Source organism: Rahnella sp. JUb53, from assembly GCF_004346065.1.
Taxonomy (GTDB): Bacteria; Pseudomonadota; Gammaproteobacteria; order Enterobacterales; family Enterobacteriaceae; genus Rahnella; species Rahnella variigena.
Window position 1 is genome coordinate 1 of sequence record NZ_SLYT01000017.1, and the last position, 18,652, is coordinate 18,652.

Annotated in this window: 24 protein-coding genes and 1 pseudogene; 13 read left to right on the forward strand and 12 right to left on the reverse strand. The window is 48.7% G+C overall.

Annotated features, from left to right (window positions below; translation table 11 throughout):
- The 3 genes and pseudogenes from EC840_RS24370 to bfr all read left to right on the forward strand — a co-directional run.
- Nucleotides 1-86, forward strand: a pseudogene (locus EC840_RS24370) (elongation factor Tu); the annotation flags it as partial.
- Between the two features lie 145 nt (nt 87-231).
- On the forward strand, nt 232-426 hold the full coding sequence (gene bfd, locus EC840_RS24375; protein WP_112288122.1) for a bacterioferritin-associated ferredoxin: 195 nt from the start codon (nt 232-234) through the stop codon (nt 424-426).
- 85 nt (nt 427-511) lie between these two features.
- Nucleotides 512-991 carry a bacterioferritin gene (gene bfr, locus EC840_RS24380; protein ID WP_014333589.1) on the forward strand — a complete coding sequence of 160 codons (480 nt, stop codon included), beginning with the start codon at nt 512-514 and terminating at the stop codon, nt 989-991.
- Between the two features lie 11 nt (nt 992-1,002).
- On the opposite strand, the gene EC840_RS24385 is transcribed toward bfr, so the two are convergent.
- Genes EC840_RS24385 through gspC form a run of 12 tightly spaced genes read right to left on the reverse strand, consistent with a single transcriptional unit; the run spans nt 1,003 to nt 12,081 of the window.
- Complete coding sequence (locus EC840_RS24385; RefSeq protein WP_132967345.1) at nt 1,003-1,836, reverse strand: A24 family peptidase; 834 nt, start codon at nt 1,834-1,836, stop codon at nt 1,003-1,005.
- Nucleotides 1,837-1,869: 33 nt separating this feature from the next.
- Complete coding sequence (locus EC840_RS24390; protein ID WP_132967347.1) at nt 1,870-2,328, reverse strand: type II secretion system protein M; 459 nt, start codon at nt 2,326-2,328, stop codon at nt 1,870-1,872.
- Nucleotides 2,325-3,500 (reverse strand): type II secretion system protein GspL, encoded by a 1,176-nt coding sequence (gspL, locus tag EC840_RS24395; protein WP_132967349.1) that lies wholly within the window; start codon nt 3,498-3,500, stop codon nt 2,325-2,327. Before gspL ends, EC840_RS24390 begins: the two co-directional genes overlap by 4 nt.
- On the reverse strand, nt 3,501-4,487 hold the full coding sequence (gene gspK / locus EC840_RS24400; RefSeq protein WP_129639372.1) for a type II secretion system minor pseudopilin GspK: 987 nt from the start codon (nt 4,485-4,487) through the stop codon (nt 3,501-3,503).
- Complete coding sequence (gene gspJ, locus EC840_RS24405) at nt 4,480-5,163, reverse strand: type II secretion system minor pseudopilin GspJ (protein WP_132967351.1); 684 nt, start codon at nt 5,161-5,163, stop codon at nt 4,480-4,482. Before gspJ ends, gspK begins: the two co-directional genes overlap by 8 nt.
- Nucleotides 5,160-5,549, reverse strand: a complete 390-nt coding sequence (gene gspI, locus EC840_RS24410; protein WP_132967353.1) for a type II secretion system minor pseudopilin GspI — start codon at nt 5,547-5,549, stop codon at nt 5,160-5,162. Before gspI ends, gspJ begins: the two co-directional genes overlap by 4 nt.
- Entirely contained in the window at nt 5,549-6,070 is a 522-nt protein-coding gene (gene gspH / locus EC840_RS24415) for a type II secretion system minor pseudopilin GspH (protein ID WP_129639370.1), read from the reverse strand. The genes gspI and gspH overlap by 1 nt, the downstream gene beginning before the upstream one ends.
- Nucleotides 6,071-6,072: 2 nt before the next feature.
- Nucleotides 6,073-6,528, reverse strand: a complete 456-nt coding sequence (gspG, locus tag EC840_RS24420; RefSeq protein WP_129639369.1) for a type II secretion system major pseudopilin GspG — start codon at nt 6,526-6,528, stop codon at nt 6,073-6,075.
- A 12-nt stretch (nt 6,529-6,540) separates the two neighbouring features.
- Entirely contained in the window at nt 6,541-7,758 is a 1,218-nt protein-coding gene (gene gspF, locus EC840_RS24425; protein ID WP_132967354.1) for a type II secretion system inner membrane protein GspF, read from the reverse strand.
- Nucleotides 7,758-9,281, reverse strand: coding sequence for a type II secretion system ATPase GspE (gene gspE / locus EC840_RS24430; protein WP_132967356.1), 1,524 nt, complete (start codon nt 9,279-9,281; stop codon nt 7,758-7,760). Before gspE ends, gspF begins: the two co-directional genes overlap by 1 nt.
- A 3-nt stretch (nt 9,282-9,284) precedes the next feature.
- A complete protein-coding gene (gspD, locus tag EC840_RS24435; RefSeq protein WP_132967358.1) occupies nt 9,285-11,264 on the reverse strand; it encodes a type II secretion system secretin GspD in 1,980 nt (659 codons plus the stop codon).
- Nucleotides 11,248-12,081, reverse strand: a complete 834-nt coding sequence (gspC, locus tag EC840_RS24440; RefSeq protein WP_129639365.1) for a type II secretion system protein GspC — start codon at nt 12,079-12,081, stop codon at nt 11,248-11,250. The genes gspD and gspC overlap by 17 nt, the downstream gene beginning before the upstream one ends.
- A 190-nt stretch (nt 12,082-12,271) precedes the next feature.
- On the opposite strand from gspC, the gene EC840_RS24445 reads away from it, so the two are divergent.
- The 10 genes from EC840_RS24445 (at nt 12,272) to rpsC (ending at nt 18,644) form a co-directional block, all read left to right on the forward strand.
- Nucleotides 12,272-13,804 carry an ExeA family protein gene (locus EC840_RS24445; protein WP_240783327.1) on the forward strand — a complete coding sequence of 511 codons (1,533 nt, stop codon included), beginning with the start codon at nt 12,272-12,274 and terminating at the stop codon, nt 13,802-13,804.
- Between the two features lie 7 nt (nt 13,805-13,811).
- Nucleotides 13,812-14,315 (forward strand): hypothetical protein, encoded by a 504-nt coding sequence (locus EC840_RS24450; RefSeq protein WP_129639363.1) that lies wholly within the window; start codon nt 13,812-13,814, stop codon nt 14,313-14,315.
- A 234-nt stretch (nt 14,316-14,549) separates the two neighbouring features.
- Nucleotides 14,550-14,861: a 30S ribosomal protein S10 gene (gene rpsJ / locus EC840_RS24455; protein WP_009639175.1), complete on the forward strand. Its 312-nt coding sequence runs from the start codon at nt 14,550-14,552 to the stop codon at nt 14,859-14,861.
- A 33-nt stretch (nt 14,862-14,894) separates the two neighbouring features.
- Entirely contained in the window at nt 14,895-15,524 is a 630-nt protein-coding gene (gene rplC / locus EC840_RS24460) for a 50S ribosomal protein L3 (protein ID WP_013573687.1), read from the forward strand.
- A 16-nt stretch (nt 15,525-15,540) separates the two neighbouring features.
- The gene (gene rplD, locus EC840_RS24465; RefSeq protein WP_013573688.1) at nt 15,541-16,146 is read left to right on the forward strand and encodes a 50S ribosomal protein L4; all 606 of its coding nucleotides are present in this window, start codon (nt 15,541-15,543) and stop codon (nt 16,144-16,146) included.
- Complete coding sequence (gene rplW, locus EC840_RS24470; RefSeq protein WP_013573689.1) at nt 16,143-16,445, forward strand: 50S ribosomal protein L23; 303 nt, start codon at nt 16,143-16,145, stop codon at nt 16,443-16,445. The genes rplD and rplW overlap by 4 nt, the downstream gene beginning before the upstream one ends.
- A gap of 18 nt (nt 16,446-16,463) precedes the next feature.
- Nucleotides 16,464-17,288: a 50S ribosomal protein L2 gene (gene rplB / locus EC840_RS24475; protein WP_112288137.1), complete on the forward strand. Its 825-nt coding sequence runs from the start codon at nt 16,464-16,466 to the stop codon at nt 17,286-17,288.
- Between the two features lie 14 nt (nt 17,289-17,302).
- Nucleotides 17,303-17,581 (forward strand): 30S ribosomal protein S19, encoded by a 279-nt coding sequence (gene rpsS / locus EC840_RS24480; protein WP_004929772.1) that lies wholly within the window; start codon nt 17,303-17,305, stop codon nt 17,579-17,581.
- A gap of 14 nt (nt 17,582-17,595) precedes the next feature.
- A complete protein-coding gene (rplV, locus tag EC840_RS24485) occupies nt 17,596-17,928 on the forward strand; it encodes a 50S ribosomal protein L22 (protein WP_004391423.1) in 333 nt (110 codons plus the stop codon).
- A 17-nt stretch (nt 17,929-17,945) separates the two neighbouring features.
- Nucleotides 17,946-18,644, forward strand: a complete 699-nt coding sequence (gene rpsC / locus EC840_RS24490; protein ID WP_013573691.1) for a 30S ribosomal protein S3 — start codon at nt 17,946-17,948, stop codon at nt 18,642-18,644.
- The last annotated feature ends 8 nt before the right edge of the window (nt 18,645-18,652 follow it).

The following is an 18,652-nucleotide window of genomic DNA, read 5'->3' on the forward strand; positions in this document are numbered from 1 at the left end:
TCGCGATGGATGACGGTCTGCGTTTCGCAATCCGTGAAGGCGGCCGTACTGTAGGTGCTGGTGTTGTTGCTAAAGTTATCGCTTAATCGCTGATAATTAAGAGCAAAAAAAGGGTGCTTCGGCACCCTTTTTTATTGCCTAAATTTGCATAGCAAAGAGAGCAAACTACATTTGCAATAATAACCATTCTCATTTACAGTTAGTTCAAGATTTATGCGAAGTGTGGTTTATATGTACGTGTGTTTGTGCAATTCAGTCAGTGATAAAACGATCAGACAGGCAGTCAGGCGTTACCAGCCGCAAACGTTCCAACAGCTAAGGAATTTTGTTCCGGTAGGAACGCAATGTGGCAAATGTGTTCGCATGGCACGACAGATAATGGAAGATGAATTACAGCAAATTCCTGAATACAAAAATATCGCTTAAAAATACTTAGTTAAAAAGTGTGCCTTTTTTTTGACTTACTCTGAACCGGATCTACGCTTTAGATACCGGAACGGAGGAGTTACCTATGAAAGGCGATAAAAAAGTCATTGCACACCTCAATAAACTTCTTGGAAATGAACTGGTTGCTATCAATCAGTACTTTTTGCATGCCCGTATGTTTAAAAACTGGGGACTTATGCGGCTCAACGGTATCGAATATCATGAATCCATTGATGAAATGAAGCATGCCGATATTTACATTGAGCGGATCCTGTTCCTTGAAGGCCTCCCAAATTTGCAGGATCTCGGCAAACTCAATATTGGTGAAGATGTTGAGGAAATGCTGAAGTCTGATTTGCTGCTGGAACTCGAAGGGGCGAAGGACTTACGCGAAGGCATTGCTTACGCAGACTCGGTTCATGATTACGTCAGCCGCGATTTAATGATTACTATTCTGGCGGATGAAGAACATCACATTGACTGGCTGGAAACCGAACTGGAATTAATCGGGCGTATCGGCATCCAGAATTACATTCAGTCTCAGTTGAAAGAAGAATCCCAATAAACTCCGGTGTCTTAGCTAAACATCAGCCAGACTATTTTGCTTTCCTGGCTGATGTAAATCAGCGCACCGGCCATTGCCAGACAAGGGCCGAAAGGGATTTGATCTGACATTTTACAAAGACCCATCCGCACCAGTGCGAAAACAATCCCCGCCAGCGCAGCCAGAATGCATAAATAGGGTAACATCTGCCAGCCCACCCAGGCACCCAGTGCGGCCAGCAGTTTAAAATCACCGTACCCCATTCCTTCTTTTCCACTGACGATTTTGACTCCCCAGTACAAAAGCCACAACGCCATATAACCTGCGGCTGCACCGTATAATGCATCCTGAAGGGTCACTTCTCCGGAAATGGAATGAACAAGTAAACCGGCCCAGAGCAGTGGCAGTGTAAGCCGATCGGGAAGCAGGTAAGTGGCCAGGTCAATCAGACTAAGCGCCAGAAGAAACCAAAATAATAGTAAGGCACTCAGTAAACTCAGGGGCGTGGTAAACAGAAACGAGAGACCAAGGAACATGGCAGCACAACCGGCTTCTGTCAGAGGATACCTTTTCGAGATCGCGGCTGCGCAATATTGGCATTTTCCTCGTAACAACAACCAGCTCAGCACCGGAATGTTCTGCCAGTATTTTAGCGGATGTTTACAGGCCGGGCAGTGTGATGCCGGAAGGCTCAGATTAAAGCCATGTCCGGTCAGTTGACCCTCGTTGTGAATCATCAGCGGCAAGCGATAAACGACGACGTTAAGAAAGCTGCCCAGCAGCAATCCCAAAACGGCGACACAGGTGTGAAAAAACCCGTCGGGTAATGAGGTGATATAAGTCAATTGCAGCCATCCTCCGTCCATACGAAACATCTCTCTTGTTGTTACATCTGCCCGTTAACGCAGAGTGAGTAGTGGAACACTGACGCTTCCGGTGGGTCCGGTACCTGTCACTATTGAGATGGCCACGACCTGAATACCGTATTCCTTATTGAGGATCTCAAGCCAGCGTAGAAGGGTGGCGTAAGGGACCTGTTCAAAGCTTAGGGTAACTCCCCGTTCATTCTGAGTAGTCTTAGGAAGTTGCAGGGATAAACCCGCCGCTGAGGTGTTAATCGCTTCCGTCAGCTTTTCTGTCTTAACTCGCAGTCCGGAAGGTGCCCCGAGACGCTGAGTTTGCTGAACCATCCATTCCAGCTGGTGACGTTGGGTATTGACCTGGATCCGTGATTGGGCAATCTGATTGTTGAGCGGCGTTAAAATGCCATACCAGACAAAAGCCACCGCCAGCAAAAAAACGGCAATCAGTATCAGTCGCCTTTCACTTTCACTTTTCATCATCAGCCACTGTTTCATGATTTACTCCGCTGAATGAGAGTGGCGGTGATGCCCGCTGATGACGTGGCTAAATTAGAAATGGCAAAGTGAAAATCACTGGCAGTCAGTTCGACAAAATCATCAATTGCCGCGCGATCATCGGTCGTAATCTGCAACGTGAGCAATTTCGTTTCCTGCTGGAAAGCCAGTTTATCGATGGCAATTTGTGGGATCTTGCCCTGGTAAGCCGTCAGTTTTGCCAGTGCAGGAAGAAAGGCCGTGGGTGCTTTTTTCATATTTTGTTCGAAATAGAACTTCAGATTGCGGGTGTGCTTGTCCTGCGGAAACCAGGTCTGATGAAGCGCCAGCATCTCGTTTTTCAATAATGATTCTTGCTGTGAAACTTGCCACCAGGTGAACAATTTAGTTCCGATAATCAACACAAGTGTGAATATCGCCATGCCTGTTGCTATCCGCTGTAAATGACGGCCCCATGCAGGTTCTTCTTCGCGTACGGCGAATTCGCCCTGAAGTAAATTCACGGCAGACGGGCAGTTATTTTTCATCATGATCAGAGGATGAATGGGCTGGTCAGCGCGAATCCAGTCAGCAGGGATATCCTGTTCAAACCCGTGATAATGCACTGACTCTGGCTTTGCGATGTCCAGCAGTGTATCGAGTAAAACCTGTTCTGCCAGACATCCCGAATAGTCTGACTGCCGTAGCAGCCACTGATGATCAATACGGGCTGCCGACCAGCCTTTTTCAGGCAGAGGTAAAAGCAATGCATCAATATAGACATGCCTTACCTTCAGACTGGCATCACTAATTATCTGTAGCCAACTTCTCAGGAATTCAGCTTCAACACCCGCCACAAACAGAGTCTGCTCCTCACGAAAAAGCTCAACCCAGTGCAAGGTATCGACATCGCTGGCGATACTTTCCTCCGTCAGCCAGGCAATCATCTGGCGGGTATTTTTACCCGCGCGCGGCGGCAATGTGACCTGTCGAAAAACAACTTCACTGGCAGGAATGAGCAGACAGACATTCTGTGCTGACGGCTGTGTGGCAAGTTCTGATAAATGCTCAACTTCCGGCAACAGATGAATGTCCTCATCATTTTCTGCCAGCTCCGTGAACCAGTGGAGTGAATGCTCTGGCGTGCTGCCAGCTCTGATAAACAGCCTGTTGGCCGGTTGAAGGTATTCCATTTACTCAATTACCCGATAGCGTCGCTGATAAATTTGGATTTTTGAATCCTTTGGATTGAACTGCACATAACTGCTCATGGTGTTTTGCTGTTCTTCGAACTTGCCTTGCGTATAGAGAACGAAGTACTGGCTGCGAACTGTCAGTAGCGGTTTCAGTTCCCCGCTTTGTACTTCCAGAGTCAGCTTTTGTTTTTTGACCTCTTTCAGAAAAGCATCAACTGAAATCCAGCCTCTGCGCGGGCGCGCAGCGATGAGTTTCGTTGCATCGTCCTCGTTAATGCCCCCGAGGAATAAGGCGCTCAGAAGGGGTGTCTGTTCCAGGGTCAGCGTATTCACATTAATTTGCTGGAACTCTTCCGGGAGAGTGCAAAGCTGATTTCGTATTTGCTTCAACGCTGTAAGAGGCAGGTCTGGCAGTAATGCCAGTTCATTTAGGGAAAAAAGACGTTGGTTAGCCGCAGCACGTGGCGGTGTCAGTGACTCGTAATAGTCGGATTCGGCTCCGGCGGCGCGGATGTCGTTATCGGTATCAAGATAATCGCTGAGAGTGTCAGTGAACCGTTCAGTTTGCACGGAGGTTGCCTGCGCATTGAGCAGTAGCTGCTTCAATATCTGCGTATTGTAAGGTTCATCTTCCTGTGTTTTGCCAGGTTCGTTATTACGCAGGCTGTTAAGGTTAAAGCAGTTTTGGCCATCCGCGACAATGTAGCTTACGGAGAAACCGTCTCGCCCGTTAAAAACGCCTTCCTGCATGGCAAACTGATCAAGGTTATTGTTATACGTGTTTTCAGTTAGCTCTTTCCGAAGGCGCGGCAATGCTATTTCCTCCGCGGCAAAGGTTAGCCAGCGTAATTGCTGCTGGTTGAGCAACCAGCTTTGACGCTGCTGGCTGACCTGAAATTGCAACGTCATTTTCGTGGCTAATGCCGCCATGATGGCCAGGATCATTAATACGATCAGCAGTGCGACGCCTTGTTGTTTATTCATTGATGATGCTCTCTCCACTCATTGGAACCTGCGGTGCGGGCGCCGAATCTGCCGGCACAGGTGCTTTGCCCGTAGCTTCAGCCACTGTGCTCCCGGGTGCAGCTGGCAGGAGGAAGAGCCGGCGTATTTCGCCCATGTCTTCCAGAGTGACAATGAGTTCGATGGCTGCAGGGAAAGTGCTGGCCTGGCTCCAGCGGTCAGTCCAGCCGGTGGAATAGAAACGCCAGTGCAAAGTGCGTACGCCGGTCAGCATGGTCAAGGTGGAAAGCGTTGATGCATCCGATAAAGACGGAGAAGGCTGGGGGTTCACACTGCGAGTCAACGCGTGGTCGGTGATTGACCACTCAACCTGGGCTAAATCACTGGCAGATAAAGGCTCTGCTGCCGCATAGCTGCCAATAGTGGTAAAGCGCAATGAAGTCTCAGTCGTTGATAAGAACGCCTCTTCTGTATTGGACTGTCTTGGCAATATTTGTATCAGGTCGCGTTCCAGCAGGGAAAATGCCGTCTGAATTTCGTTCAGCCGTGCAGTGTGTTCCTGTGCTATTTCACTGTTTTTCACCGATGCAGAAAGTATCTGATAGGCCAGCAGGCTCAGCATCGCAAATATTGCCATCGCAATCATGACTTCTATCAGCGTAAAGCCTTGCTGTTTGGTTGTGCGACTTTTACTCATGGTTTCTCTGTCGCTATATGTGTCCAGTTGCTGACGGAAAGGAGCGGTGTATGGGCACCTTCAGCCTCAAGAACAAGTGCGCGGTTCAGGAGAATTTTGTTTCCGGCGTCAACGGCATGTTGTTGTTCAACAAACCACTGCTGACCTGCAAGCGTGACGGTTTCCCTTTCTTTCTTTCCTGATTGGATCTGCGTTTCTACCAGAGCATTTTCGGCGACCCAACTGGCAAAAAGGGTAGTGCGGAAATGCTCTACCGCATTCATTTGCGAACTCATACTGTTCAGTAACGCCAGCGCGGCGGTGGCGAAAATAGCGAGCGCGATGATCACTTCAAGCAGAGTCATCCCTTGCTGACTTTTAGCGTCAGGTTTTACTGGCATACGCATTATTTTTCAGACCTTCTCACATTGAATATCAGAGGCAATCGTCCTTCTGAAACAATGCTGCAACAGGCTGGTCCAGATGCTGAAGAAGAGAAACTGAGTTCAAATATTGAAAGCGTGCCGTCGGGCATAAAAACAATCTGTGGTGGCCGGTCGATAGATTTGTTGAGCGGCAACGGAGTGAGTGAAAGAGTTTCTTCTTTCTCAAATTCACCACTAAGCGGCATGCGCTCGGAGTCTATTTCTGCCCACTCAGGCTCACGGCTCTCAGGAATGAGCCGTAACTCGTTACCCAAAATAACGAACTGATAGGCGCTGGCCGTTAAGGAAAGCCCAAGTGGCTTCCCTTCTAACACGGCGCGTTCAGAAGCATATTCCATTATCGTCTTCATCTGCTCAGCGCGCTGGAGTTGGGCGTTGTCGGAAGGTAAAACCATGACAACTACGCCAGCGGCAATGGCAAATATTGCCAGCACCATCAGGATTTCCAGTAGCGTAAAGCCGGATTGTTTAGCCGCAGACAAGGTTATTTATCCTTCTCAACCCAGTTCTTGATGTCATCTGCCGTATTAGGTTCACCATCTGGACCGGCAGAAAAGACATCGATAGCGCCATGTTCACCCGGGCTGAGCAGCATGTATTCATTACCCCATGGATCGGCGGGCAAACGTTTTATATATCCGTCATTGCGATAATTGGCCGGCAACGGGTTAATCGTGGGCAGGGTGACAAGGGCTTCAAGCGTCTGTTCGGTTGTCGGATAGCGGTGATTATCCAGTTTATACATATCGAGTGCGTTCTCGAGAGCGACGATATCGCTGATGGCTTTTTGCGTATCCGCCCGCTCTTTGTTACCCATGACATTAGGGACGACGAGAGCAGCCAGAACGCCAAGGATGACGATAACTACCATCAGCTCCATCAGCGTGAAGCCTTGTTGATTTTTATGCGTAGCAGAATGATGTTTTTGAATATTTAACATTGGGTTATTCCTTTAGCTGACCAGGTTATTGAGCTGGAGAATGGGTTGTAAAATCGACATGATGATGAACAAGACGATGCTCGCCATCGTGACGATTAACAGGGGTTCAAACAGTGCTAATGCCATCGAAAGCCGGTGCTGCATCAGCTTGTCCTGATTGTCTGCCGCGTGCGCCATGAGCTCGCCAAGGCGTCCGCTTTGTTCGCCGGAAGCAATCATGTAAAGCATCATGGGCGGAAAGAGGCGCGTCTGTTCCAGCACGGCAAAGAGCGAACTGCCCTGTCGGACATGTTCTGCCGCCTGGACAAGCAGGTAATGGATGCGCAGGTTAGTTATCCCTTCAGTCGAGATTTTCATTGCATCGAGTAAAGGCACACCACTTGATTGCAAAATGCTGAGGGTGCGGGCATAGCGCGCACTGTTTATCGCCCTGATAAGGGGGCCTAAAACCGCAACACTGAGCAACGCCGTATGAAAACGCATAAGGTTGTTTTGACGGCGGAGAAGCAGTTTTAAGGCAGTGACAGCTGCGAATATGCCAATGACCAACAGCCACCACGTACGTTCCAGGAATCCACTTACGCCGATTAAGATGCGGGTAGTGATGGGCAGCGTATGTTTCATATGAACAAACTGTTCGATGATTTGTGGGACGACGGCAACCAGCAGAATAATGATCACCAGGATGGCGACGATCGTGAGCATGGTCGGGTAGATCATAGCCTGAGACAGTTTGCTTTTGATCTGTTGCCGGATTTCATAATAATCCGCCATTTTTTCCAGTACGGTACCGAGCTGTCCGGTTCGTTCACCGGCGGTGACCAGCGTTCTAAACATCGGGTCAAAGATGCGCGGGTAATCAGCCAGAGCATCGGCAAGGGAGTGTCCTTCCACTACTTTATGACGAATGGCTGTAAGTACTTGCGTGAGTCCAGCGTGCTCTGTTTGTCGGGCGATCACGGCCAAAGCGGCTTCTACGGGCAGGGCTGCATTGGTTAATGTCGCAAGCTGACGTGAAAATAATGAGACAGCATGGGATGGGACGCGGGTTTTTAATCCTTTGTTTTTCATCTTGCTGGCAGTCAGCGAGTTGCCGACTTGCTTTATTTCAACAAGCGTTAACCCTCGCTCCCGCATAATCTGGCGAGCCTGGCGGAGAGTTTCGGCTTCAATTACGCCACGTTGCGTCTTGCCCGTCGAATCGATGGAATGAAAGGAGAAGCGGCTCATCAGACAGCGTTCCCTGTCGTAATCTCTTGTTCCGCGGTGACCCTGATCACTTCTTCAAGAGTGGTTTCGCCACTGATAGCCTTGAGCAAACCATTTTCCCGCAGGCTCCGGGCCTTTATGCGATGAATGTTCTCAATGGAAAACTCATCCTGATTTTCATGAATGGCCTGACGGATAGCATTATCGACCACCATGCATTCGTGGATCGCTGCCCGGCCTTTATAACCTGTGAAATGACATTGTGCGCATCCGACGGCTTTAAAAACGGCGGCCGGTGGCTCAGGTAAAAAGCGGAACAAAGGAATATGGGAGATATCCAATGGCGCGGGTTGAGCACAATGCGGGCACAGGCGCCGCACAAGGCGCTGAGCCACCACGCCTAACAGTGACGACGCGAGGAGGAAAGGTTCAAGCCCCATGTCACGTAAACGAGTGATGGCACCGACTGCGCTGTTGGTGTGCAGAGTTGACATCACCAGGTGGCCGGTCAGTGAAGCCTGCACTGCAATTTGAGCGGTTTCACTGTCGCGGACCTCACCGACCATAACGACATCCGGATCCTGGCGTAAAATTGCCCTTAGCCCGAGAGCAAATGTCATGTCTACACGCGGATTCACCTGCGTCTGACCCACGCCTTCCAGCTCATACTCAATCGGGTCTTCTACGGTAAGAATGTTCCGCTCGTTATTGTTCAGCGCAGAGAGCACTGCGTACAGGGTTGTGCTTTTACCGGAACCGGTCGGGCCGGTGACCAGAATGATCCCGTGGGGTTTGTGGATTAATGCTGTGAGCCGTTGCTCATCCTGTTGGGACAGGCCAAGCTTAGGGATATCGAGGCATAAATTGTTTTTATCCAGCAGGCGCATCACAACACGTTCGCCATACTGAGCAGGAATGGTTGAAACGCGGATATCAATCGCCCGGTGGCCGATACGCAGCGAAATGCGCCCGTCCTGAGGTAAACGTTTTTCAGCGATATCCAGTTTTGCCATGACCTTGATACGGGATACGAGGAACGGCGCCAGCTTGCGTGCCGGTTGCAGGATCTGGCGCAGGACTCCATCGATACGGAACCGAATACTCAGCATGCGTTCGAAGGTTTCGATATGAATATCTGAAGCGCCTTCTTTTACTGCTTCGGACAGCACCGCATTAATCAGGCGGATAATCGGCGAGTTTTCGTCACTGGCCAGCAAGTCTTCGTTGTCAGGCAGTTCTTCAGATAAAGACAGAAGATCGACCTCGTTATCAATATCATCAATAATTTGCTGAGAGGCTCCGCTACTGCGCTGGTAAGTTGCAGATAACTTTTCATCGAAAAGTTGTGCGTCCACGATTTCAATCGCCGTGATTTCACCCATGACCCGCCGCGCTTCAAGCAGCGTTTCTACTGAAATGTCATGACGGCAAAAAAGCACGCTATCAACCCGGGTAATGCCTTTTTCTTTGGCATAGCTATAAGGCAGAGCAGGGTTGACCTGTTCTGCTTGCGGAGCCTGTGGCGATTCGATATCCCTGTTCATGGCTTATCCGCTAAACGGGTTGCGAGGTTTGCCGTCATTTGGTGTAGCCGAAATGGACGTTTTAGGTGCAGTGCTTTCCGGGTAATCCGGCAAAACAGAACGGGTATTTGGTGTGAGCAGATCCTGATGATCTTCATCCTGACGTATTTTCTGTAGCTTTTGGAAATGTGAATATTTCTTGTTAGAAATTGAGGAATACACCTCATCATCACGAATAATTGTCGGCCGGATAAATACCATAAGATTGCGTTTAGCTGATTCTGTACTGGTATAGCGGAACAAATTGCCTACCCACGGAATGTCACCCAGCAGAGGGACTTTCGATTTGGTTTCTTTGGTACTGTCATCCAGCAAACCACCAAGCACAACGGTTTCCCCGGTTCGAACCAGCACGGCGTTGGAAATAGTGCGGGTATTGAAGGTTGGGCCCAGCGAAGAGTTGGTAGAGGTATCCACGCTGGACACTTCCTGTTCGATTTCCATCAGCACCGAGTCACCTTCGTTGATTTGTGGTGTGACCTTTAATTTCGTGCCGACGGTTTTGTAAACCACACTGCTATAAATGTTGTCGCCGGATGTGGTTTGCGAACCGGAGAGGGAAGGGACTTCCTGACCGACGTTGAATGAGGCTTCTTTATTATCGAGTGTGACGATGCTCGGCGTGGCAAGAATGTCGTTTTTATTACTGGTGGATAAGGCGGTCATTAAGACATTCCAGTCACCGCTAAAGAAACCAGCTGTCATGCCGTTGAAAGTTTGCAGTGTGCCACTGAGCGGGTTATCGCTGCTGATTACACCGTCTTTTTTGTACTGCCGTACGCCAGCCGCAACGGTCGATATCGGTGCTCCGGTACCGGTAAATTGTGTTCCGCCAAATTTGTCGTTGCTCCACTGGATACCCAGGTTGAGTCCGTTACCATCCTGAACCTCAACAATAATGGCTTCGACTAACACTTGTGCACGGCGGATATCGAGCTTGGTAATGACCTGCTCAAGTGATTGCATTACATCCTGCTGTGCAGTAATGACGATGGAGTTAGTCTGTTCATCAGCGGTGATACTCATCGGCTTGTTAGAGCCACTCCCTGATTGACTCGACTTGCCATCTTTCATCTCCTGCGTGATACCGGTCAGCACGGGAACAATTTTTTCTGCTTTGGCATATTTCAGATAGAAAACACGGGTGTTGCCCTGGGATGACTGGTCTTTATCAAGCTGGCTGACCAGTTTTGCTGCGCGGCTGCGTACGCCTTCTGGCCCGCTGACGATTAAGGTATTGGTTCTCTCATCTGCGACGATTTTGGCTTGTAATATGGAAGATGATTGTCCCTTGGATTCTTCGCGGATCAGGTTATTCATCATCTCTGCCATTTCTGGCGCAGAGGCGTATTTGAGTTTGATGGTTTGCCTTTGCTGGTCACCCATTGTGTCAACGCGTTCGACCAGATCAACAAGCCGGTTGATCACAGAAGCCCTGCCGGTCAGAAGTAAGACATTGGAAGGTTCGTAGTGAACGACATTACCGACTCCAGTACTGTCATTCATCTGGCGAAGCAAAGGCGCCAATTCCCTGACCGGCACATTACGAAGCGTCACGACACGGGTGACAATTTCATCTCCTTTGCCGGGACGGTTTTTGTCCGCGACAGGTACGCCTGACATCTTGGCATTCGCTGAACGCACGACCTTCAGCAGCCCGTTATCCATCGGAACCACTGCATAACCATAGACATCCAACACACTTAGAAAGAATTGGTAGTATTGCTCTTCATTCAGAACATCATAGCTTTTTACAGAAACAGTTCCCTGCACGGAGGGATCGATAAGGATAGTTTTGTTGAGATTCTTACTGACGGTGTCAATAAACTCTTTAATATCCGTGCCCTTAAAGCTCGCAGTAAATTCTTCCGCGTGGACAATTCCAGGAAGAGTGGCAAATAATATGCATGCCTTTACTAAGAGGGGGTTAATGAACTTCTTCATAACTTTCTGTATCCAACGATGTTTCGATAGTAGCTAAATTTATATAGATATTCTGAAGCTGATTCTCTCTCAGAACGGTAAGTTGCACATCTCTCAGACTTTCCAGTTGCTCAATGTGTTTTTCTGCGGTGGTAATGTCGTCGAGAGCTTGTCCATTTATTTTCATGACAACCTCGTCAGGAATAAGTCCCGTTCTAAGATAAATAGTACTGCCTGTTCTGGGATTAAACCTATAACCTGTAAGTTTCTCATCTTTATATATGGGGTTGGCAACTAAATAATGCATTAAGTATTTTACATGTTCTCTTTTTGCCTTCACTTTTAACGGTTCAGGAGGTTTAGTATCTCTTAATTTATCATTAAGGAATAAAGTAACCGTTCCCCGCGGTGTACGTATTAACACTTCATCAGGTTTGACTGACTGCAGGTAGACATTTTCCATATCAGCAATTTTCTCGCCCTCGCGATAGCTGTGCTGACCGGAAGGACCATGCAGGATGGCCAGCGAGTGGTTGCTATCGCTGCTTGCCAGAACCCCCTTGAGGACTAACGGCAGCTTAAGATTCACGGCAGAAGACTGTACTGCCTGTTTAAGCGCAGGTTTTCTACGATTCTCGAAGAGCGTATTTGGCGTATTGGCTGCGGGTTGGAACGTGCGAGAAGGCTGCTGCAACGACCCACCGCTCGTTCTTTCACTCATCACAAAAATGAATATGCTTGAGCAACAAAGCATTGAGCATATGAATATAATTACGATAAACATTGCCATCTTCAATGATATCTTTGGCCAATACCTTTTATTCTTGATGGCATACATGTGTTGGATCATTCCTTTGCACTTTCATTATTCCAGTGGGTTACTTATTAGGCTATATTATACGCAGAAAAACATTGATGCACATTAATACATGTTCAATATGAATGAGGTTGTGTGTCTTGATTTTTCAGACTGACTCCTCTTCCGGGTTCTTGTATTTATACACCATTCATTGAATGTGTAAAATGTTATGGAAATTGGCATGTACTGTGATTACTTTAAACTTATTACCCACCCGTTTCTGGACGGTAATTATTTCAATAATATACGTTTGTTAGCTGCTCAGGACTTTATTCGTCAGACGTTAAATCAAGGCGGCATCGCGATTATCGGTGGGAATAAAGGTGTGGGTAAAACGCGCCTGGCACATGAAATAGCCAGAGAGAGTCAGCGCAAAGTCCTGAACTTAAGTGCAGTCGCAGTGAACGATGCCGATAAAGAAAGCCTCGGTCAATTGTTAGCCTGTTGTTTTCACTTGAAAAAATGGCGGACTTTGCCAACTTCTATACTTCCTCTGCGAATTGCAGAATTTTTTGGCCAAACGGAAAATACCGCTCAGCCGTGGTTGATCGTTGTAGACAATGCTGAAAACCTCTGTGCAGAAAGCTATGAGTTTTTAAGAACATTTAAAAGCTATCCGCAATCCTCCCGCATTTCGTTTCTGTTAGTTGAAGAACGGAAAGGGATTTCTGTCGAGGGTAAAGGATGCAGGAAGCCTTTTCCACATACTGATTACCATCTGCTTCCAATGAGCTTCACCGAAACCTCAGAATATTTGTCACAACGACTGCAATCAGCTGGAGCGGAACCCGCATTAATCCACGGACCGGTGGCCAAACTGCTGCATAACGCTTCGGGGGGACGGTTCCAATTGATCAATGAATTGGCCGCGGACTCACTTAACAGCGCTTATGCAGAAAAAACACCGTCAGTCACCTACCGGCAGATGAAGGTTTGTATAGAAGCCCGCGGGCTGATGCCGGGCAGAAAAAAATGCCTCACGCTGCTCATCGCCTCGTACATGCTTTTTGGTGGTATTTTGGGTTGGACCTATTTCAACTATGCAAAACCTTATCTCCCCCTGCCCGTAACCCTTTCGCAAAAGCTGCATGAAATCCCTGCGGGAGCGAACACAATCAGTGAAGTTGGCAGTAATGAGCGTCACGGTATGCGTCAGCTCTTCCAGGTATGGGGATATGATGTATCTGCTGATGATGCGTTTTGCGATCAAGCTGCTCGGGCGCAACTGACCTGCAAAAAAGGTACAGCAATACTCGATACCTTAATAGAGGAAGGCATGCCCTGGCTGAGCCCGATTAGCGTCGATGGGCAGACTGTCTATGTGACCGTAGTGAAAGTGACAGATGAGACACTGGATATTCTCATTAAAGGCGATACGTGGACGGTCCAGCGCAACTGGTTTGATAGCGTGTGGGCGGGGGAGTATACCCAGCTATTGCCACAGACACCGAGCGGGAAGAGCGTCATCAACAATACCAGCCCAGAAACGGATACTGCCTGGCTGGATATGACCCTCAGTAAAATCCTGAACCTGCCATTCAGTAAAACCGGGCGATGGGACAACGATTTGACCGGTAAAATTAAATTATTCCAGCAACGGGAAAATCTGGCTGTTGATGGGCGGGTAGGTAAAGGCACCCTCATACAAATAGCTAAACGTACTGGCAACATGCCTGAACTGCTTACAAAAGAAGATCTCTAGGTCAAAAATGCAAAACATCCATTTATCGGCTTACACAAGCCACTTAAACAAACAAAAGGTGAAGGTGGCGGTTCGTCGCTCGCTCAGGAAAAGTCTATATTGCCTGATGTTTATCGGCCTTTTTCTGTTCGCAGGTGGGCTGGCCGGTTCTTATCTCCATCTGGCATACCTTAACTGGCAGAGTCACCGGATTGCCGTCAGTGAAGAGTCTCACCTTCCTTATAAGCAATCCCCCTTGCATTACATCTATAAGAACAGAACGCTGCCTGCAGTGAATCAAACGGCCTCTATAGATGACAATTCTACGCCCGAGGATGAATTACCTGTCGAAGCAGCGGATGCAGCGGACGATTCAGCGACTGAAAATGAGGCTCAGGAAGATGCCCCCGTTGATGAAAGTGATGACAATCAAATCATGGCGTTAGAAAAGAAGAGCCCTGACATGCCATTACAGGAATGGCTTAATAAGGCGATGATTGATCAGCAGCAAGAAGAGAAAAGCGCAAAATAAAAGCATTTTCAGTGTGGTTTGGATTGCTTCTTGCTGGTGTTTAAGTATAATGCGCGGGCTTACCTAATCTTGGTAAGTCTGATTCAATATGGGTCAGCGGGCCGATGAGTTTACTTGCCGGTCAACAATACTCCCGATATGGGGGTTATGTGAAGAACGATTACACTCTCCCATCAATCGAAATGGGTTTGAGGAGTAATCATTTACGTTTAAAATAATTGGAGCTCTGGTCTCATGCAGAACCAAAGAATCCGTATCCGCCTGAAAGCGTTTGATCATCGTCTGATCGATCAATCAACTGCGGAAATCGTTGAGACTGCGAAGCGCACTGGTGCGCAAGTTCGTGGTCCAATCCCGCTGCCGACCCGCAAAGAGCGCTTTACCATTCTGATTTCTCCGCACGTCAATAAAGATGCGCGCGATCAGTATGAGATTCGCACTCACAAGCGTCTGGTTGACATCGTTGAGCCAACCGAGAAAACCGTTGATGCTCTGATGCGTCTGGATCTGGCTGCTGGTGTAGACGTGCAGATCAGCCTGGGTTAATCAGGGTCATTGAGCGATTGAGAGGTTGAAACAATGATTGGTTTAGTCGGTAAGAAAGTGGGTATGACTCGTATCTTCACTGAAGATGGCGTTTCTATCCCTGTAACCGTTATCGAAATTGAAGCAAACCGCGTTACTCAGGTCAAAGACCTGGACAACGACGGTTACCGCGCTGTGCAGGTTACTACTGGTAGCAAAAAAGCTAACCGTGTAACCAAACCAGAAGCGGGTCACTTCGCTAAAGCTGGCGTAGAAGCTGGCCGCGGTCTGTGGGAATTCCGCCTTGCAGAAGGTGAAGAGTTCACTGCAGGTCAGAACATTAGCGTTGAAATTTTCGCAGACGTTAAGAAAGTTGATGTTACCGGTACTTCTAAAGGTAAAGGTTTTGCTGGCACAGTTAAGCGCTGGAATTTCCGTACCCAAGACGCTACCCACGGTAACTCCTTGTCTCACCGTGTTCCGGGTTCTATCGGTCAGAACCAGACTCCGGGCAAAGTGTTCAAAGGCAAGAAAATGGCAGGCCAACTGGGTAACGAGCGTGTAACCGTTCAAAGCCTGGACGTAGTACGTGTTGACGCTGAGCGCAACCTGCTGCTGGTCAAGGGTGCTGTTCCGGGTGCAACCGGTGGCAACCTGATCGTTAAACCTGCTGTTAAGGCTTAACGTCGAGGAGATAGGAATGGAATTAGTAGTGAAAGACGCGCAGAGCGCGCTGACTGTTTCCGAAACTACCTTCGGGCGTGATTTCAATGAAGCGCTGGTACACCAGGTCGTTGTTGCTTATGCAGCAGGTGCCCGTCAAGGTACTCGCGCTCAGAAGACCCGTGCTGAAGTAACCGGTTCCGGTAAAAAACCTTGGCGTCAGAAAGGTACTGGCCGTGCGCGTTCAGGTTCTGTAAAGAGCCCGATCTGGCGTTCCGGTGGTGTAACCTTCGCTGCAAAGCCACAGGACCACAGTCAAAAAGTAAATAAAAAGATGTACCGCGGCGCGCTGAAAAGCATCCTGTCCGAACTGGTACGTCAAGATCGTTTGATCGTTGTCGAGACGTTCTCTGTAGAAGCGCCTAAAACTAAGCTGCTGGCACAGAAACTGAAAGACATGGCTCTGGAAGACGTGCTGATTGTAACTGGCGAAGTCGACGAGAATCTGTTCCTAGCCGCACGTAACCTGTACAAGGTTGACGTTCGTGATGTAGCAGGTATCGATCCAGTAAGCCTGATCGCCTTCGACAAAGTAGTTATGACTGCTGACGCTGTGAAGCAAGTTGAGGAGATGCTGGCATGATTCGTGAAGAACGTCTGCTGAAAGTGCTGCGCGCGCCGCACGTTTCTGAAAAAGCGTCTACTGCGATGGAAAAGAACAATACCATCGTTCTCAAAGTTGCCAAAGACGCGACTAAAGCGGAAATCAAAGCTGCGGTTTCGAAACTGTTTGAAGTCGAAGTCGAAGATGTGAACACCTTGCTGGTTAAAGGCAAAGTTAAACGTCACGGTCAGCGTGTTGGTCGTCGTAGCGACTGGAAAAAAGCTTACGTAACCCTGAAAGAAGGCCAGAATCTGGACTTCATCAGCGGCGCTGAGTAAGTCGGAGGAGTAAGAACAATGGCAATTGTTAAATGTAAACCTACATCTCCGGGTCGTCGCCACGTTGTTAAAGTGGTTAACCCTGAGCTGCACAAGGGTAAACCTTATGCTCCGCTGCTTGAAAAACTGAGCAAAAGCGGTGGCCGTAACAACAATGGCCGTATCACCACCCGTCATATCGGTGGTGGCCACAAACAGCATTATCGTCTGGTTGACTTCAAACGCAACAAAGATGGTATCGCTGCAGTGGTTGAGCGTCTGGAGTACGATCCGAACCGTTCCGCGAACATCGCGCTGGTTCTGTACAAAGACGGCGAACGCCGTTACATCCTGGCGCCGAAAGGCCTGAAAGTGGGTGACCAGATCCAATCTGGTGTTGATGCTGCAATCAAGACAGGTAACACCCTGCCTATGCGCAACATCCCAGTAGGTTCAACGGTTCACAACGTAGAAATGAAACCAGGTAAAGGCGGCCAGATGGCTCGTTCTGCTGGTGCCTACGTTCAGATCGTTGCTCGTGACGGTTCCTACGTAACTCTGCGTCTGCGCTCTGGCGAAATGCGTAAAGTTCAGATCGATTGCCGCGCCACCTTAGGTGAAGTCGGTAACTCTGAACACATGCTTCGCGTTCTGGGTAAAGCAGGTGCTGCACGTTGGCGTGGTATTCGTCCTACCGTTCGCGGTACTGCGATGAACCCAGTCGATCACCCACACGGTGGTGGTGAAGGTCGTAACTTTGGTAAGCACCCGGTAACTCCGTGGGGCGTTCAAACCAAAGGTAAGAAGACCCGTAGCAACAAGCGTACTGATAAATTCATTGTACGTCGCCGTAGCAAAAAATAATTAGAGGATAAGCCATGCCACGTTCTCTCAAGAAAGGTCCTTTTATTGACCTGCACTTGCTGAAGAAGGTAGAGAAAGCGGTGGAAAGCGGTGACAAGAAGCCTTTGCGCACTTGGTCCCGTCGTTCAACGATCTTTCCTAACATGATCGGTTTGACCATCGCTGTCCATAATGGTCGTCAGCACGTACCAGTATTTGTTTCCGATGAAATGGTCGGTCACAAACTGGGTGAATTCGCGCCGACTCGTACTTATCGCGGCCATGCGGCTGATAAAAAAGCTAAAAAGCGCTAAGGTAGGAGGAAGAGATGGAAACTATCGCTAAACATCGCCACGCTCGTTCTTCTGCTCAGAAGGTTCGCCTTGTTGCTGACCTGATTCGCGGTAAGAAAGTGTCGCAAGCTCTGGAAACTCTGGCCTACACCAACAAGAAAGCTGCTGGTCTGGTTAAGAAGGTACTAGAGTCTGCCATTGCTAACGCAGAACACAACGATGGCGCTGACATCGATGATCTGAAAGTCACGAAGATTTTCGTAGACGAAGGCCCAAGCATGAAGCGCATTATGCCGCGTGCTAAAGGTCGTGCAGATCGCATTCTGAAGCGCACCAGCCACATTACTGTGGTTGTGTCCGATCGCTGAGACTCTGGAGACTAGCAATGGGTCAGAAAGTACATCCTAATGGTATTCGACTGGGTATTGTCAAACCTTGGAACTCTACTTGGTATGCAAATACCAAAGATTTCGCTGACAACCTGGACGGCGACTTTAAAGTTCGTCAGTTCCTGACTAAGGAATTGGCGAAAGCTTCCGTTTCTCGCATCGTTATCGAGCGTCCAGCGAAGAGCATCCGTGTGACTATTCACACTGCTCGTCCTGGCATCGTTATCGGCAAGAAAGGTGAAGATGTCGAAAAACTGCGTAAGGTCGTAGCGGATATCGCTGGCGTTCCTGCGCAGATTAACATCGCCGAAGTCCGTAAACCGGAACTGGACGCAAAATTGGTTGCTGACAGCATCACTTCACAGCTGGAACGTCGTGTTATGTTCCGTCGTGCTATGAAGCGTGCTGTACAGAACGCAATGCGTCTTGGCGCTAAAGGTATCAAAGTTGAAGTAAGCGGCCGTCTTGGCGGTGCTGAAATCGCGCGTACCGAATGGTACCGTGAAGGTCGTGTTCCGTTGCATACTCTGCGTGCGGATATCGATTACAACACATCTGAAGCGCACACCACTTACGGTGTAATCGGCGTTAAGGTATGGATCTTCAAAGGTGAGATCCTGGGTGGTATGGCTGCAGTTGAACAACCGGAACCGGCTGCTCAACCTAAAAAGCAGCAGCGTAAAGGCCGCAAGTAAGGAGAGTC